The organism is Bacillus sp. 1780r2a1, assembly GCA_024134725.1.
GTDB lineage: Bacteria > Bacillota > Bacilli > Bacillales > Bacillaceae_H > Priestia > Priestia aryabhattai_A.
This window is the reverse complement of sequence record CP099863.1, coordinates 2,902,044-2,918,777: the sequence shown is the minus strand read 5'-3', so window position 1 is coordinate 2,918,777 and position 16,734 is coordinate 2,902,044. Positions and strand designations below refer to the sequence as shown.

15 protein-coding genes and 1 riboswitch are annotated in these 16,734 nt (G+C 36.1%); of the genes, 10 read left to right on the top strand and 5 right to left on the bottom strand.

What is annotated here, in order from left to right:
* The first annotated feature begins 20 nt into the window (after positions 1-20).
* The 5 genes from NIZ91_14670 (at position 21) to NIZ91_14650 (ending at position 4,888) form a co-directional block, all read left to right on the top strand.
* A complete protein-coding gene (locus NIZ91_14670) occupies positions 21-863 on the top strand; it encodes a DegV family protein (protein ID USY53990.1) in 843 nt (280 codons plus the stop codon).
* A 145-nt stretch (positions 864-1,008) separates the two neighbouring features.
* Positions 1,009-2,631, top strand: coding sequence for an ATP-binding protein (locus NIZ91_14665; GenBank protein ID USY53989.1), 1,623 nt, complete (start codon positions 1,009-1,011; stop codon positions 2,629-2,631).
* A gap of 48 nt (positions 2,632-2,679) precedes the next feature.
* The gene (locus NIZ91_14660; GenBank protein USY57178.1) at positions 2,680-3,237 is read left to right on the top strand and encodes an SCO family protein; all 558 of its coding nucleotides are present in this window, start codon (positions 2,680-2,682) and stop codon (positions 3,235-3,237) included.
* 214 nt (positions 3,238-3,451) lie between these two features.
* A complete protein-coding gene (locus NIZ91_14655; GenBank protein ID USY53988.1) occupies positions 3,452-4,303 on the top strand; it encodes a GDSL-type esterase/lipase family protein in 852 nt (283 codons plus the stop codon).
* Positions 4,304-4,315: 12 nt separating this feature from the next.
* Positions 4,316-4,888: a YpmS family protein gene (locus NIZ91_14650; protein USY53987.1), complete on the top strand. Its 573-nt coding sequence runs from the start codon at positions 4,316-4,318 to the stop codon at positions 4,886-4,888.
* Positions 4,889-4,934: 46 nt separating this feature from the next.
* On the opposite strand, the gene NIZ91_14645 is transcribed toward NIZ91_14650, so the two are convergent.
* The gene (locus NIZ91_14645) at positions 4,935-5,690 is read right to left on the bottom strand and encodes a DUF4397 domain-containing protein (protein ID USY53986.1); all 756 of its coding nucleotides are present in this window, start codon (positions 5,688-5,690) and stop codon (positions 4,935-4,937) included.
* A gap of 301 nt (positions 5,691-5,991) precedes the next feature.
* On the opposite strand from NIZ91_14645, the gene NIZ91_14640 reads away from it, so the two are divergent.
* The 4 genes from NIZ91_14640 to NIZ91_14625 all read left to right on the top strand — a co-directional run bounded on the left by NIZ91_14640 (position 5,992) and on the right by NIZ91_14625 (position 9,856).
* Complete coding sequence (locus NIZ91_14640) at positions 5,992-6,402, top strand: hypothetical protein (protein ID USY53985.1); 411 nt, start codon at positions 5,992-5,994, stop codon at positions 6,400-6,402.
* Between the two features lie 87 nt (positions 6,403-6,489).
* Positions 6,490-6,633 carry a YjcZ family sporulation protein gene (locus NIZ91_14635; protein USY53984.1) on the top strand — a complete coding sequence of 48 codons (144 nt, stop codon included), beginning with the start codon at positions 6,490-6,492 and terminating at the stop codon, positions 6,631-6,633.
* A 158-nt stretch (positions 6,634-6,791) separates the two neighbouring features.
* The gene (locus tag NIZ91_14630; protein ID USY53983.1) at positions 6,792-8,189 is read left to right on the top strand and encodes an ATP-binding protein; all 1,398 of its coding nucleotides are present in this window, start codon (positions 6,792-6,794) and stop codon (positions 8,187-8,189) included.
* A gap of 197 nt (positions 8,190-8,386) precedes the next feature.
* Positions 8,387-9,856 carry an NAD(P)/FAD-dependent oxidoreductase gene (locus NIZ91_14625; protein ID USY53982.1) on the top strand — a complete coding sequence of 490 codons (1,470 nt, stop codon included), beginning with the start codon at positions 8,387-8,389 and terminating at the stop codon, positions 9,854-9,856.
* A 33-nt stretch (positions 9,857-9,889) separates the two neighbouring features.
* On the opposite strand, the gene NIZ91_14620 is transcribed toward NIZ91_14625, so the two are convergent.
* From NIZ91_14620 to NIZ91_14605, 4 genes are all read right to left on the bottom strand, one after another.
* Positions 9,890-11,800 carry an ABC transporter permease gene (locus NIZ91_14620; GenBank protein USY53981.1) on the bottom strand — a complete coding sequence of 637 codons (1,911 nt, stop codon included), beginning with the start codon at positions 11,798-11,800 and terminating at the stop codon, positions 9,890-9,892.
* The gene (locus NIZ91_14615) at positions 11,775-12,545 is read right to left on the bottom strand and encodes an ABC transporter ATP-binding protein (GenBank protein ID USY53980.1); all 771 of its coding nucleotides are present in this window, start codon (positions 12,543-12,545) and stop codon (positions 11,775-11,777) included. Before NIZ91_14615 ends, NIZ91_14620 begins: the two co-directional genes overlap by 26 nt.
* 142 nt (positions 12,546-12,687) lie before the next feature.
* Complete coding sequence (locus NIZ91_14610) at positions 12,688-13,680, bottom strand: sensor histidine kinase (GenBank protein USY53979.1); 993 nt, start codon at positions 13,678-13,680, stop codon at positions 12,688-12,690.
* Positions 13,677-14,378, bottom strand: coding sequence for a response regulator transcription factor (locus tag NIZ91_14605; protein USY53978.1), 702 nt, complete (start codon positions 14,376-14,378; stop codon positions 13,677-13,679). Before NIZ91_14605 ends, NIZ91_14610 begins: the two co-directional genes overlap by 4 nt.
* A 570-nt stretch (positions 14,379-14,948) precedes the next feature.
* A riboswitch (cyclic di-AMP (ydaO/yuaA leader) is annotated at positions 14,949-15,104 on the top strand.
* Between the two features lie 212 nt (positions 15,105-15,316).
* Here NIZ91_14605 and NIZ91_14600 point away from each other — a divergent pair.
* Positions 15,317-16,543 (top strand): dicarboxylate/amino acid:cation symporter, encoded by a 1,227-nt coding sequence (locus tag NIZ91_14600; protein ID USY53977.1) that lies wholly within the window; start codon positions 15,317-15,319, stop codon positions 16,541-16,543.
* Positions 16,544-16,734 lie beyond the last annotated feature (191 nt).

Genomic DNA, 16,734 nt, shown 5'->3' with positions numbered 1-16,734 from the left:
GATTTTGTAGGGGTGAACTCATGACGAAAATTAAAGTGGTAACGGATTCAACAATAGATTTAACCGTAGAGCAAGCAGCTCAATATGGTATTGAAATTGTTCCGTTATCGATTAATATTGATAATGAAACATATTTAGATCGAGTTGAAATAACGCCAAGTGATTTTATTGAAAAGATGAAAAGGTCTGATGTATTACCAAAAAGCTCTCAGCCAGCGGTTGGAGCCTTTGTTGAAGTATATGAGCGCCTTGTAAATGAAGGATACGATGTTTTATCAATTCATATGACAGGCGGTATGAGTGGTACAGTACGTTCAGCAGAAAGTGCTGCTAAAATGGTAGATGGAAATATTACCGTAGTGGATTCTATGTATATCTCAAAAGCGCTCTCTTTTCAGGTGTTTGAAGCTCTGGATATGATTAAACAGGGTTCTGAAATGCACGAAATTGTCCAGCGTTTGGATGAAATTCGTCGTAATACGACACTATTTGTTGTAGTCGATACGTTAGAAAATTTAATAAAAGGTGGGCGAATTGGACGAGGTAAAGCGTTAATTGGTTCGCTACTAAATATTAAGCCTATTGCTTCACTTGCTGATGGGGTATATACGCCTGTTGCAAAGGTTAGGAGTCATTCTCAAATCGTGAAATTTTTAACAAAGCAAATCGTCGAAGAGACGGCAGGAAAGCAAATTAAAGGTATCGGATTAGTACATGCAGAAGGGCGTGAACTAGCTGAAAAGCTAAGAGAATCGATTATTGCTGCCTGTGGCTATGAAGATTTTATAATTGAAGAGACAACACCTGTTATATCTACTCATACAGGGGTTGGCGCAATCGGGTTTATGTACTTTGCTGAATGAACTGAAAGTGATCTGTCTGATGAGCAGGTCACTTTTTTATTGGGAAAATCATATAGACTTCAACGTTAATAGTGGTGAAAAAATGTTATAATAGTTAAAAAGTAACCATTGTCTATTTTGAAAAAAATCTATATGGAGTGCAATCATGAGAAATTATATTCGGAATTTAAGTGTGTTTAACAAAACTGTTTTGTTCTCCACGTTAATTGTTATTATTGTTGGAGTTGGGACAGCTTCGGTTAGCTACTATCTCCAAAATGTAACGACCAAGCAGTTACTCACTCAGAATGCACTAACGACAACAAAGCTTTGGAAAGAGACGTTATCTCCTAATGAGATCACGCAATCTGTTAAGGCAGAAGATTTACCTAGTGCTTTAGCTCGAACAGGGATTGAGAAACAGTTTGAGCGTATTTATAAGGCAAGTCCAGAATATTTACAAGGTCATCTGTTTACAGTAGAACCTTATGAAAATCATGGATTTAAAATAGTTGTTACTGCTAATCCAAAGGTGCGTCAACAGCTTAAACCTTCTATGATATACTATGGAAAAAAAGAGTTTTATACCCATTTTATGAAAGCGAAAACAGAAAAAACAGAAGCGATAACAGATACATATACGGATCAGTTTGGGACATGGATTACTGCCTTTTCTCCTATTTTAAACGAAAAAGGCGAAGTTATTGCTATGCTGGCAATTGATGTTGATGCTAGCGTAATGACAATTTATCAGCAGCGTTTGTTTTCATTACTATTTTTTGCTCTTCTTTTTCTATTTACAATCATTATTTTTATTCAAGATTGGGGGCTGCGCGTGGTAATGGCGCCTCTTAAAGAATTAGTAGAGGGCATTAAATCAGTTAGTAATGGTAACTTTCAAGTTAAATTACAGCAGAAAGATGCTTCGGAAATTGGTCAAATCAGCCAGCAGTTTAATGTAATGACACAAAGATTACAGCATTTGTTCCAGCAGGTTGCTGCTACAAAAGAACAGTTGGCAGTAAAGCAATCGAGCTTGGAGTCTAGTGGAGATTTAGAAAAAGCTCTGGATGAACTTGAGATTATTATGGAACGAACGAAACTTCAAAAGGAGCTTCAGCGTGCAGAGAAGATGAATGCAATTGGTCAGTTAGCTGCATCTGTCGCGCATGAAATTCGAAATCCAATGACCGTGGTAAAAGGTTTCTTACAGCTGTTTCAAGATAACCAAAAGCTAACAAAATCGGAGTTGGGTTATATTCATTTAATGATTAGCGAAATGGACCGAGCCGAAGTTATCATTAACGATTATTTATCTTTAGCACGACCTGGGGTAAAAGAAGTAGATATTATTGACTGCATCGTAAGCGTAACGAGCTTAGTTGATTTATTGTCTTCATATGCACTGTTAACAAGCAATATTGAAATTGAAATTCAAACGAATCAGTTAGCATACGTTCGAGGCAATAAAAATGAATTTAACCAAGTGCTTCTTAACATTATGAAAAATGGTATTGAAGCTATGCAAGATGGTGGAAAGCTCTCTGTGTCTATTGATGTACAAGATAATCAAGTTCAAATTGCAATTAAAGATACCGGTGAAGGAATGACGAAACAAGAGTTGGAGAGGCTAGGAACAGCTTTTTATTCATTAAAAGAAAAAGGTACAGGGATTGGCTTAATGGTATCGTATCAAATTATAGAAGAAATGAGAGGCAAAATTACGGTTGAAAGTGAGAAAGGAAAAGGATCTACGTTTACTATTTTAATACCAGCATATAAAACGTAAACCATCGTACTGGGGGAAAAGATATTGAAAAACAACAATCAAAAGCTGATGCTACTGTGTTTGGTTTTAATTCTTGTTTTAGCAGCTTGTGGATCACAAATTAAAGACCCTTTAAATTGGAAGCTCAATTCTTTTACTTATACAAATCAAGAGAATAAAAAAGTTAGTCTAGACGATCTTAAGGGGAAGGTTTGGGTCTCTAATTTTATTTTTACAAATTGTGAAACAGTTTGTCCACCAATGACTGCTCATATGGCTAAGCTTCAGAAAATGGTGAAAGAAGAGGGACTTGATGCTAATTTTATTTCTTTTAGTGTAGATCCAGAGAATGATTCACCAGATAAATTAAAAGAGTTTGCTACTAAGTTTAATGCAGATTTTTCGAATTGGCATTTTCTAACGGGTTACACCCAACAAGAAATTGAAAAATTTGCTTTGGACCAATTTAAAGCTGTTGTGAAAAAGCCAGAAAAAGATCCGCAAGTTATTCATGCTACAACTTTTTATTTGATCAATAAAGAAGGCACTGTTATGAAGTCTTATAGTGGTGTAGGAGATACTCCATATGACGAGATTATTAAAGATATGAAAACGTTAAGTAAGTAAAAAGAAGGTATCTATGAGTTAAAAGTCGTATTTTAATTCATGGTTACCTTTTTTTAGAATAAACATTCTTATCCATCTTTCTACATATACTATAGACATGGAAAAGACCGCCCTTGACAAGGTATGTTACTATATAAAGATATATAAGTGCGCTATAGTAAATCTAGTCAAGCAAGGTGACAACTAGAATACAGCATAGTAAGTAGGTGTTGTGATGAAAAGATGGAAAAAAATAATCGTGGCAAGCGTGTGCTCTGTCACTTTAGCTAGCTGTTCTCAGCCTACCTTTCTTGTTAACCAAGAGGACGTTGTAGATCAAAAAGAAGTTCAGCTTACAAAAAAGGAACAAATACCAAAGGGCTTTTTCCCTGTGGAATTAGAAGCTGTTGCGATAGGCGACTCGTTAACGGAAGGTATAGGAGATGAATCCAAAAAAGGTGGATACGTACCTTTTATTGAACAGTATATTGCTAAGCAAAACGAAGTGGGAAATGTAACAATTTCTAACCTGGGCAAAAAAGGTAATCGTACGGATCAGCTGTTAGCAAGACTGAAAGATCCATCAATTGCGAGCAAAGTTTCAAGAGCAGACATGATCTATGTTACAATTGGTGGTAACGACGTAATGAAAGTTGTAAGGGACTATTTTTATGATATTTCAATTAAAACATTTGAATCAGAAAAATCAAAATATGAAAAACGTTTAAATGAGGTCTTTCAACGAATTCGAAAGCTAAACCCAGATGCACATATTTATTTAATAGGATTTTATAATCCATTTTTTAAAACGCTAAGTGATATGAAAGAGATTAATGTTGTAATTGATGAATGGAACCAAGCAAGTCAACAAGTGGCAATGAATTATGGAAATGTAACATATGTGAAAGTAGATGATATCTTTTACGATTCTCCTGACAACCTCTTAGGAAAAGACGAGTTTCATCCTAATAAAAAAGGGTATGAGTTAATGGCGGAACGAATTAGCCATGCAATGGAGGAAGAAGATCCTTTATTGGGTCAAAACAAAGAGAAAGCACAGGGAGAAGAACCGAACGGAAACGAGTAAGGAGCTTATGAAATGAAGAAGTGGAAATGGTTATTTATTGGATTGCTAAGCGTTAACCTTCTCTTAGCGGTTGTAATCATTGGCCTTATCTTTCAACCGGTCGATGAAGTAACACCGCTGAAGTCTGGAGACGTAGAAGGGGACGCTGAACTAACAATTTTAGCTAAAAAAGAAGATTTAAATATACTTATTGATAAGTATCTAAAAAGAGAGCTTAATAATCAGCCTCTTAATTACGACATCACGTTAACGGATGTCGTGCAGCTAGATGGAACCATTGAGGTTTTTGGAGATGATATTGATATTCGAATGACCTTTACTCCGGAAGTGCAAGAGAATGGAGATATTGTTCTTGAACAAGAAACGCTATCAATTGGAAAAATTCAACTTCCGGTAAAAACAGTACTTCGCTACGTTAATAATAATTTTAATCTTCCTGAATGGGTGACCATCGATCCGAAGAGTGAATCGGTATATGTAGCTCTTCAAGAGATGGAGCTTCAAACAGATTTTAATGTGAAGGTTGAAAAGTTTGACTTAGAAAATGATGATATACAAGTCAAATTAATTTCAAAGAAAGAATAGCCAAAAAGCTCTCAGTAATAATTTGTTACTGAGAGCTTTTTTGGCGTTAGCGATCTTGTGAAATTAAGGCTTCTAATGCAGGTTTTCCTTGTGCATAACCTACTGCATAGACAGTATAAGCTCGGTTTGGACGCAGGCTGAGAGGTGGAATAGATAGAACAACATCATCGGTTCCTGCTATTCGTACATCAAGCTGTACAAACATTGGAGATAATCCTAGATAGTTAGTGATTTCCTTAAACGTAACGTCGGAAAAGACAACGTCTCCCCCTCTGGCAGCAATGTCAACTGCTGGTGCATTAGGAGACAGGTGAATAAACCTCACCTTTGTTTCTCCACTGGGAACTTTACTATCATCATAAATAAAAAGCAATTCTAGCTCGTTTAAATTATTTACGGCTGCAACCGTATATTTTTGGTTCCCTTCAAACGTAAACGACTTTGTAAGTAACGGTTTTTCTGTTTGGCCAGCAGGATAAACAGAAATTGTATAGCGACCTGGGTCTCCTAAAGGCAAATAGTCGGTTTCTTGCTTGTAAGTAAGATTACGAATGACACGTCTTCCATTCAAGTAAATATCAACGGAAGGTGCATCAGGAGAAGCGTGGAAAATTCTGGCCATTGGTTTAGCTACTCGTGGTCCTTGTGTATGGTCCCCTGCTAAGATTGCTTGTTGCACATAGTATAAATGCTTTTCGTAATAAGCAATATGACGGGAAGGGTCGCTATATTTGTAGTAGTTTGATAAGAAATCATATTTCATTGCTTTTTTAATGTATTGGTCAAATGAATAATTAGCCATGCGTTCAGCTCCTCTGTTATACGGAGTAGAAAAAGAAATCTATACGTAACCAAACATATGCTAAAACTCATAAATTATGCTGTAAAACAATTGACCAACTTTCATCTTGCTTTTTCTTGAATAGAATGAATCATAGCCGTTAATCCGCAATGGTTATAAGTAAAAGAGGTGAAGAGGATGAAGCTGTTTTATGAGAAGATGCTCAAAATCATGCTCACTGGATTTGGACTCATTCTTCTATTACTGTATTTCATTGTCTTCTCATTTTAGTTATTAAATTACTAAAAGGGGTGACTGCATTATGAAAGAAAGCATGTGGTTCACCGTCTTTCGGTATGTACTTGTGTGTTATGCCGTTTTTTTTACTCTTATTGTTGCGAGTTTATTACCGGCTTTGTTTGGATTTACTGTAACGTTACAGCAAGAAGATGGACCGGGAGTTCCAAGCGGGTCAGTAGTCGTTTTTCAGCCATCACAAGATATGGATACCGAAGGAGTTGTACTAGTTGCTCGACAAAGCTCATTGGTAGTGATAGAAGCCAATACCGTCTTGCCAGGTGAAAGGGTAGTGGGATCATACTCTTACCATATTCCATATGTAGGCTTTCTACTTACACTTATCAAGAAGTACTGTGCAGTTCTTGTAATGATAACGATTCTTTGTTTTATACTCCTTGGAATGAAGAATTTGACAATAAAAAAAGGAGAATAAAAATGGGCATTCGCACATACACATCGCTTTTTCACAACATAAAGTAACAATGTGCTAAACGAATATCACGAATGAGGAGAGATTGCTATGTATAATTATGATTGCTATGATCAATGTCACTATCCGGTTGGAGGGTATCACCACCACCACTGTGGATCAGGAAATTCATTTGCATTAATTCTTGTGCTGTTTATTTTATTAGTTATCATTGGGTGCAGTTACATCTGCTAGTTTATCTAAAGAGCTCTTTTCAAACTTCGGGGTGGAAAGAGCTCCATTTATGCGAAGGTTGGGAAAATATTTTTGTTCGGAAAAATAAAAATATTTTGCCAAATGTTATTTTTCCATATTATACTATAATTACTATCCTAATAACTGAAGGTGAACATATGGATCAAGAAAGGCTATATGAACAGCTATTTTCAATGTCGTTAACACCCATGCTTATCATGGATCTTAATGGAGAAGTTCAAGCTTTAAATGATGCTTGTGCACATCTATTTAAGAAAGAAAAAGAGCAACTTCTTTCTTCCAATGTCTTTCAGCACGTTAGCCAATTTTTAATTAAAAAAGCTGATATTGCTCCTCTTCATAATTGTGAAGAAGAAGTGGTTGTACTGAACAAGCAAATAAACCAACAAGTGCCTATACATATTCATATTCAGAGAATGAAAGAGCAACCTCATCTTCTTGTTGTACAGTGGAAGGAATTTTCTTCTAGTTTTGAAAAGCAAGAGGAAGTTATCCGGAAAATGAAGCAGTACAAACAGTTTGTAAAGCAGAGTCAAGATGCTTTTATCGTTACCCAAGAAGGCAAGATTCAATACATAAACCCAGCTGGTGTGCGTATGCTTGGTGGAACTAAAAAAGCGGACTATCTAGGGCGATATTGGCTTCACTTCATCCATCCAGAACATCTAGAAATCGTAAAAAAACGAATGAATCAGCTCATGAAAGGAATGTCTATTCGCCCTCGGGCTGAAGTGAAGTTATTAACTAAGCGCGGAGTGGTTAGTATTGAATCTTCTGCAACAAAAATTAAATTTAAAGGCGAAGATGCCATTCAGTATATTATTCGTGATGTAACTGATCGAAAGAAGTATGATGAAATGGCAAGTAAGTCTGAAAAGCTCATGATGGTGAGCAAGTTAGCAGCTGGCGTAGCCCATGAAATAAGAAACCCATTGACTGCAGTTAAAGGGTTTGTACAATTATTAAATGCATCTCAGCAGTATAATAAATCCTACCATGATATTATGCTAGAAGAACTGAATCGCGTTGAATCAATTATTCAAGAGTTTTTAACGCTGGCAAAGCCAAAAAGCGAGCACCCTTTTAAGAAGAAAAGCCTTCACCAAATTTTAAATCATGTAACGTTACTGCTTACTACTCATGCAAATTATAAAAATAGTGAAATTAAAAGTTTTCTCGAAGGAGACATTGAAATTCTCTGTGAGGAGAATGCATTAAAGCAAGTATTCATAAACCTTATTCAAAATTCATTGGAATCAATGGATAAAGGTGTAGTAACGGTTAGAACAGAAAAAAGAAACGGATATGGCGTAGTAACAATTGAAGATCAGGGTTGTGGAATAGACGAACAATCACTAGCTCGTTTAGGTGAGCCGTTCTATTCTACGAAGCAAACGGGAACAGGCTTAGGTCTGATGGTCAGCTATCAAATTATTGAACAGCATCAGGGGCATATTTCATTTACAAGTCAAATAGGGGTAGGCACAAAAGTTGAAATTGCGATTCCGCATGTAAAAGAGCCAGTGAATGTATAGTAGTGGTACTATTTATTCGCTGGCTTTTTTGTGTATACGTCAAAAGCGAATATTATAATTTTATTTTTTTATAATGTTCGTGTTTATTGTTGACGTAAGCGTTTTTGTTTGATATAGTATCAAATGGCTAGAAGATAACCGAATAATAAATAAAAACGGTTGATTGAAATGAAAAAGGTTAACGGGGGAATGTATCGATGAATCAAAATTATGATGTAATTGTTGTAGGAGCAGGCCCAGCTGGAATTTTTACTTGTTATGAATTAACGCTAAAACTACCTGAAGCAAAAGTATTGTTAATTGATAAAGGACACGATATTTACCGAAGAAATTGTCCGATTCTTCAAAAAAAGATAGAAAAATGTCCGCCGGCAAATAACAAAAAAGATTTTGCAGGCTGTTTACCCGCTTGTTCAATTACCAATGGATTTGGTGGAGCAGGCGCATATTCAGATGGGAAATTTAATATCACAAGTGAATTTGGAGGATGGATGACAGATTATCTTCCTGAATCACAGGTTGTCGATTTAATTAAATATGTAGATGAAATTAACTTAAAGCATGGGGCAACAGATTCGATTACGGACCCATTAACTGACAAAGTACGTGAAATTGAAAAACGTGGCTACGCAGCAGGCTTAAAGTTATTGCGTGCACAAGTTCGTCACTTAGGGACAGAACAAAACTTAGAAATTTTGAAGAGTATTTATGAATATTTAAAAGAACGCATCGACATGCAGTATAAAACGGAAGTTGCTGATTTTGTTACAGAGAAAGTTGATGGAAAGCATATTGTTCGTGGGATTGAACTTAAAAATGGAGAAGTACTAACTGCTGATAAAGTCGTTGTATCTCCAGGACGAGATGGTTCAAAATGGATGACTGATTTATTAAAAAAACGCCGATTAAAAATGATTAACAACCAAGTCGATATTGGAGTCCGTGTTGAGACTTCGGATATTGTAATGGAAGAGATTAATAAGCACTTATATGAAGGTAAATTTATTTATAATACATCAGTTGGTACGCAGGTAAGAACGTTCTGTAGTAATCCTTCAGGGCATGTAGTTGTTGAAAATCATTCAGGCATTATGTTAGCAAACGGTCATGCGTACAAAGATCCAAAGCTAGGTAGTAAGAATACGAACTTTGCACTGCTTGTATCTCATAAATTTTCAGATCCATTTGATCAACCAAACGAATATGCACACGAAGTATCAAGGCTAGCAAACATGCTATCAAATGGAGGCTTAGTCGTACAGAAGTACGGTGATATTTTAAAAGGCCGACGTTCAACACCAACTCGTATTAAAGAAGGGTTCTTAGAACCAACGTTAAAAGAAGCAGTCCCTGGAGATCTTGGACTTGTTCTCCCTTACAATACAATGAAGAGTTTAATTGAAATGACCGAAGCACTGGATCATGTAACGCCAGGTTTAGCTTCTGAACACACGCTTTTCTATGGGGTAGAAGCAAAGTTTTACTCTGCGCGTCCAAAGTTAACCGATCGCTTTGAGACAGAGATTTCAGGTTTATACGTTGGAGGAGATGGTGCTGGAATTACACGAGGATTAGCTCAAGCAAGTGCTTGTGGCGTATGGGTGGCACGAGATATCGTGGAAAAGTTAAAAGACGGAAAAACAAAAGAACAACCAGCAATGGTATAAGAAAAAGCGGACGCATAGGTCCGCTTTTTTTGTTTACATAATAGCTTTTTTAATATGTTTTAGATAACGGGAGCGAATCAATAAGAAATACACTACCTGAATAGCTCCGAATCCAAGCAGAACAACTGCAGTTTCCTTAACAACTGAGAATTCAAATAAGCCTTGTAGAGCTTTAAATGCAAATACACTGTGTACAAACGCTACAAGAATGGGAACAAAAAATAATAAAACAAGCTGTGGCGTAATAATCTTATGGAGCTCAGCCTTAGTTAAACCAACTTTTGCAATCGTTTGATACTGGCGCTTATCATAGTCAAGGTCTGTATACAAACGGAAGTATAAAAAGCTTCCTGCTGCAATAAAGAAAACACACCCAACTAAAAGAGCGACAAAAAGAGCAGTGCGATACATTTCCATCATCATATTGTAATCATATCCAGCTGATGAGAAAGAAAAAGCTGGATCACTCGTATAACTCCCGTTATAAATGCCGTCTTCTCTACTATATAAACTCAAGCCAATGTCTTTTGTTTCAACCCAATCTTTGGTTGCAAACCCGTAGTAGTGAGTTGTTGACGTAGGTTTTTGAATTTGTTTATAAAGCTCATTTGGAATGACGTACAAATCATAGCCGACCATTCCAGAAGAAAAGTAAGGTGCATCAATAATTTTTGTTACGTTAAATGTTAGATTGCTTTCACTTAAGGTAATGGGCTTCATCTTTTCATCTGAGAACGTATTATAAGTGACTGTGCTGACATAATGACCTTCATTTTCTTTTAACTGAAGCGGTTTTTCACCAGCGGCAATGGCCATCGCATTATAATCTGATAAAGAGATAAGCTCAACTTTTTTATTTGTTTCGGTTTCTGTCTGTTCGATTAAGGTTACTTTGATTTCATTATATGATAAGTCCGTTTTATGAAAATCATCTCGAATGGCTTGTACTTGTGCTGCTTGGTTCGGGTTTTGGTCCGATGATTGATAGACAACTGGGATTTGAGCACGTTCATCAAATAGCTTTTTAGAACCACCCATCGCCGATAAGGTTCCAATTGCACAAAAAGCAACAGTTGACACGATTGTTACCATGAAAAACATACGAGCGTTATCTTTCATTCTATAAGCTAAATCTGAAATGGTAATAAGACGCGTATGATTCCAGTAAAAGCGCTTATTTTTCTTAATCATTTTTAATAAGAAAACACTTAGCTGCGTATAGAAAAAGTAGGTTCCAATAATGGTCATCAGGATAACGATAAAAAATCGAAAGGCGATGTTATAGATGTTAGCCGTCCAAGCTAAGTAATAGCCTCCAATTAATAACCCAGCAGCCAGTAACGATAAAACAATAGAAGTTTTAGGTTCAGGCTTTGGTTTTGATGTGGATTGAAACAAATCTAACAATTTGTTTGTGCGTACAAAAAAGCTTGTGAAAAATGAAATAACCAGAAATAAAACGGTAAATGCAGCTGTTGTTAATGCGAGTGCTTGCCAAGGGACTAGAAACGCAAGAGGCTTCTCCATGCCAATAACGTAAGATCCAATCATTAAGTAGAGCTTGCCAAGGAGCATTCCAACAAGGATTCCTGTAATGATGGCTGAAAAACCAATAATCATATTTTCTAAGAAAATCATGGTGTTTAGCTGACGTTTAGACATTCCGTGCATAATAAAAATTCCAAATTCACGCTTGCGAGACTTTAAAAATGCGCTGACAGAATACAGAACGAAGAAAAACGAAAATACATAGATAATATATTCAGCGGCAGTCATGCCCTTTTTTGCCATTTCTTTTGTTACACCTTCTGTGACTCCAGGGTGAAAAATAAACATTGCATAGAGAAAAAAGACGGCTACAGAAAAGGCGCTACTTAAAAAGTAAGCTGCGTACGTACGCTTATTACGCATAACGTTTTTAAAGGCGAGTTGTCGAAAGCTCATGTGCGTCTCCTCCTAAAACTGATAGCATATCAATAATTTGCTGATAAAAAGCTTGGCGGTTATTCCCGCGATAAATTTCGTTATAAAGTTGTCCGTCTTTAATAAAAATTACACGATTACAATAACTAGCTGCGTGCGCATCATGAGTAACCATCATCATCGTCGCATTTTCTTGTTCATTTAAATGTTGCAGAGTTTCCATCACATCTTTAGATACTTTGGAGTCTAAGTTCCCTGTTGGTTCATCAGCTAAAATCAGCTGTGGATGGTGAATAATCGCTCGAGCGATGGCTGCTCGTTGCATTTGCCCTCCTGAAATTTCGTACGTACGTTTCTTTAAAATATGTTCAATGCCAAGTTTGCTAGTAATAGAAGCTACTCGCTTAGCCATTTCTGAACTTTTTACTTTATCTAAAGCGAGTGGCAAGATAATATTTTCTTCAACAGTTAATGTATCTAATAAATTAAAGTACTGGAAGACAAACCCAAGCTCACGTCTTCTAAAAAGTGCAACCTCTTTTTTCTTAAGTTGATGAGGGTTGCGGTTATTAATAAGTACTTCTCCAGCTGTAGGTGAATCAATGGTAGAAACCATATTTAGCAGAGTTGTTTTTCCGCTTCCAGATGGTCCCATAATGCCAACAAATTCTCCTTTTTCAATTGAAAAATTAACGCCTTCTAACGCCTTGTAAGAAACGTTTCCTTCATATACTTTTGTTAAGTTATTGACTTGTAAAATAGGCATAGTCAAACTCCTTTGTAAATATTTGTTTTTATCTATACTCTTATCTTATTGAAAATTAACCGAGTGTGCTATGTGGTAAGCTTACAGAAATCTTACACTTCTGTAAGAAAGCAAGAGAAGGCTAATTTATACATTAGCCTTCTTAGTTACGTGCAATATTTTGTTGGAAAATTAAGCGTATGGTAGTCCCTTGCCCCACTTTTGATTCAAGCTCTACCTGGTGGTGGAGCTGTTTGCAAATTTCTTTTACGAGATAGAGTCCCATCCCCGTGGATTCTTGATATTTTCGGCCGTTTTCGCCGGTGAAATAGGGGTCAAACACACGTTTTAGATCTTGTGATGGAATACCTATTCCTTGATCTTTTACTTCTAATATGACCTGTCTTCCTCTTTCAAATGCTGAAATAGTGATGTTTTGATTAATTCCAGCAGAATAGCGGACGGCATTAGTGATAAGCTGTGAACAAGCAAAGTTAATCCACTTTTCGTCAGAAGCTACGATGAGTTGAGGTGAAATATCAACTGTTGGAAATACCTTATTGCGAATAAAAAAACGTTTGTAACTTGAAATAAGCCTTGTTATAACGTTATGTAGGGAAACACTCTCTGCTTGGAAATCATGATTGAAGTCATTCAGTCTCGACGTATACAGTACAGTCTCTAACCCTTTTTGAATTCGATCCATTTCATCTTGAATGCTCAGAAAGATAGGTTCGTCTTCGTTTTGAATCATCAGATGAATAACGGATACAGGGGTTTTCATTTGATGAACCCACTGATTCATAAATGTCATATGTTGATTAAGTTTATTTTGATAGTGATACATTTCATTATGAAAGCTTCGAAATTGACTCTCGAAAAGTTCTTTTAACGCTTCTGAAAGCGGAGAGTCTTCCTTAGATAATACGCTGTCTTCTAACTTATGTAATGGACTTGAAAGGTGCTTATAAAATGTTTTGTTTGTGTAATAGCGATAACAGAGGTAAGTGATATAGATAACTGTGCTGATCAAAATAGCGTAAAGAATAGTAAAAACATCTCGAAAGCCATCTAAAGCAAAAATTGTGCATACTAAACCCAATTGCATAAGATAAAAAAATGTAAGTGGAAGATGTTCTTTAAAAAACAGCTTCATGATTTATTCGCCTCTTGAATTCGCAGTATATAGCCTGTACCTCTAATCGTTTCAATTGCCTTTTCAATACCAACATCCGCTAGTTTTTTACGCGTACGCGTCATATAGACATTTAAAGTATTGTCATCAACAAAGAGCTGGTCGTCCCAAATTTTCTCAAGCAATCGATCTCTGCTCACAACTCTTTCTGCTTTAACTAATAATGTTTCAATGAGCTTGCTTTCTGTTTGGCTAAGTTCAATTTCTTTGCTTTTGTAGCGTAATAGTAGCCTTTCAGGATATAAAGTTAAACCAGCATGCTCTATAATTCGTTCTTGATTCGTAGGTGCATAAGAGCCATATGCGCGTCGTAGTTGGCTGTTTACCTTGGCAATAGCTACGTCGTAGTCAAAAGGTTTGGTTAAATAATCATCGGCTCCACTTTCTAATGCCATTACTTGGTCCATTTTTCCATCACGTGCTGAGATGAAAATAATAGGGCAAGTGGAGAGAGTGCGAATTTGTCTGCACCAGTAAAATCCATCATATTTTGGTAAATTCACGTCCAATAAGACAAGGTTAGGCTGGTGCTTTTGAAAATCATCAAGTACATCCGTAAATGATGTAACGATATGTACGTGTAAATTATATTTTTCAAGCTGCTCTTTTAATAAAGAAGCAATTTTTTGATCATCCTCTACAATTAAGACAGTAAACATGGTTAGAGCTCTCCTCTATGATATAAAAATCAATATATTGTTCTTTATAGTTTATCAAAAAGAGTAGGGAGATTGAAATGGTTTTTAGAAAAAAATGTAATTTTTGAGGGGGGTTGCGAAAAAATAAAGTTTAAACTAGCTAAACTCACTGTTGGTGAAATTTAGAGGGAGAGGTTTAAGGATATACAGTAAATCAGTATAAAATATGAAAATAAAAATGATAATGCTTACAATTAATGAATAAAAATAAATAAATATGAATATTAATTATACTATTTTAAATGTTATAAAATGGCTTTTTGGTATTTTGTTTAGTATGACTATACAATTTGTTAGTTGTTATTGGTATGAGGTGCTATTTTAAGTTGAAATGTTGTTTAGAAAAGAAAACTTTGGCTTATAGCGAACATAAAAATGAATATAAAACGCACATTAAGTGTGAGGAAATATGACATGTAAATAAAAAAATCGACAGCGTTTTGAATTTTTTTTGTATATTATCTTGACAAAGTGATAGGAAATGAATTTTAATAAAGAAGTAAGTTATTGCAGTGCAAAACTATTACATCAAAATAACAGTTGCTTAATTTCAGATTTGAAAGAAAGCGGGGGACCCAAATTTGTGCGGACAAGCACTAGGGGTGAATCTTAACTTGATAGTTAAGTAGGGTAACTCACATACCCGAATCCGACAGCTAACCTCGTCAGCATTTTGTGGGAGAGTACATGGAAGGTTTGAAAACCAGAGAGGGCTCTCATGGTTTTTTTTGTACACTTTTTTCGATAATTTTAAAAAAAGCAGCTGGAGCTCGTTCTATTCTGAAAATTTCAAAAATAATATAAATTTAAAGTGATTATTCTTTTTGGAATATTAAATCTTTTATTCTTGGTAGTTATTAAATTAATAATATAATTTGTTTATATGAGGGGGTTCATCAATGAAACTATCAACAAAGATTATCATTGCACTAATTATTGGTGCTGTTGTAGGGGTCTTATTAAATACGTTTTCACCAGGGACGTTTACAACGCTAGATAAATATTTATTTACGCCGCTTGGACAAATCTTTTTAAGCCTTATTAAAATGCTTGTTGTGCCAATTGTATTTTTCTCAATTGTACTTGGCGTTGCAGGTTTGGGAGATCCGAAGAAACTTGGCCGCATCGGTGGTAAAACAATTGGTTACTTTTTAATTACGACAACAATTGCTATTACAATCGCTATTATACTAGCATTTATTATTAAACCTGGTACAGTTGGAACATTTGACACAGAAAACGCATCTTTTGAAGCACAAGAAGCACCTCCTGTAGGTGAAACGTTGCTAAACATGATTCCGACGAATCCAGTTCTAGCAATGACTGAAGGAAACATGCTTCAAATCATCGTATTCTCAATCTTTATTGGGTTCGGAATTACGATGCTAGGTAACAAAGCGAAAGGACTTTACAACATTATTGATCAGGGTAACGAGCTTATGATGTACCTTGTAAACTTAGTAATGAAGTTTGCTCCATATGGTACGTTTGGTTTAATCGCAACGGCGGTTGGTAGCCAAGGGTGGGGAGCAATTAAAGCAATGGGGCTTTACATGTCAGTAGTTGTGCTCGCGCTATTTGTTCACGCTATCTTAACGTACGGTGGCTCTGTAGCGCTCTTAGCAAAACGTAATCCAATCGAATTCTTTAAAGGATTCTCACCAGCTATGACGGTTGGTTTTAGTACGTCAAGTAGTAATGCCACGTTGCCAATTGCAATGAACGTAGCTCAGAAAAATCTTCGTGTACCTGAGTCCATCAGTAGTTTTGTTCAGCCGTTAGGTGCGACAATTAATATGGATGGAACAGCAATTATGCAAGGGGTAGCAACTGTTTTCATTGCTCAGGTTTACGGAGTTGACTTATCATTCAGTGCACTAATTACAGTTGTGGTAACAGCCGTTCTTGCAAGTATTGGAACAGCTGGAGTTCCAGGTGTTGGACTTATCATGTTAGCGATGGTACTTTCAGCAGTTGGCTTACCAGTAGAAGGTATTGCATTAATTATCGGTATTGACCGCTTGCTTGATATGATTCGTACATCGGTTAACATTACAGGGGATGCTGCATGTGCAGTGATTGTTGCTGAATCTGAAGCAAGAAGAGCTGAAAAAGCGGGAGCTTAATTTAAAACATTAACCAGTAGGGGATGACTGGGAAATTACAAACAAAGGGTTTTTGATACGATAATAAGGCTCACTCTTTACGTTAAAAGCGTAAGGAGTGAGCCTTTTTCTATTCCAGTAAAAACAATCCTTTTTACTTAGCAAAAACAGTGTTCATAGGGCATAGACTTTAATAGAGGTCTTGTGATAAG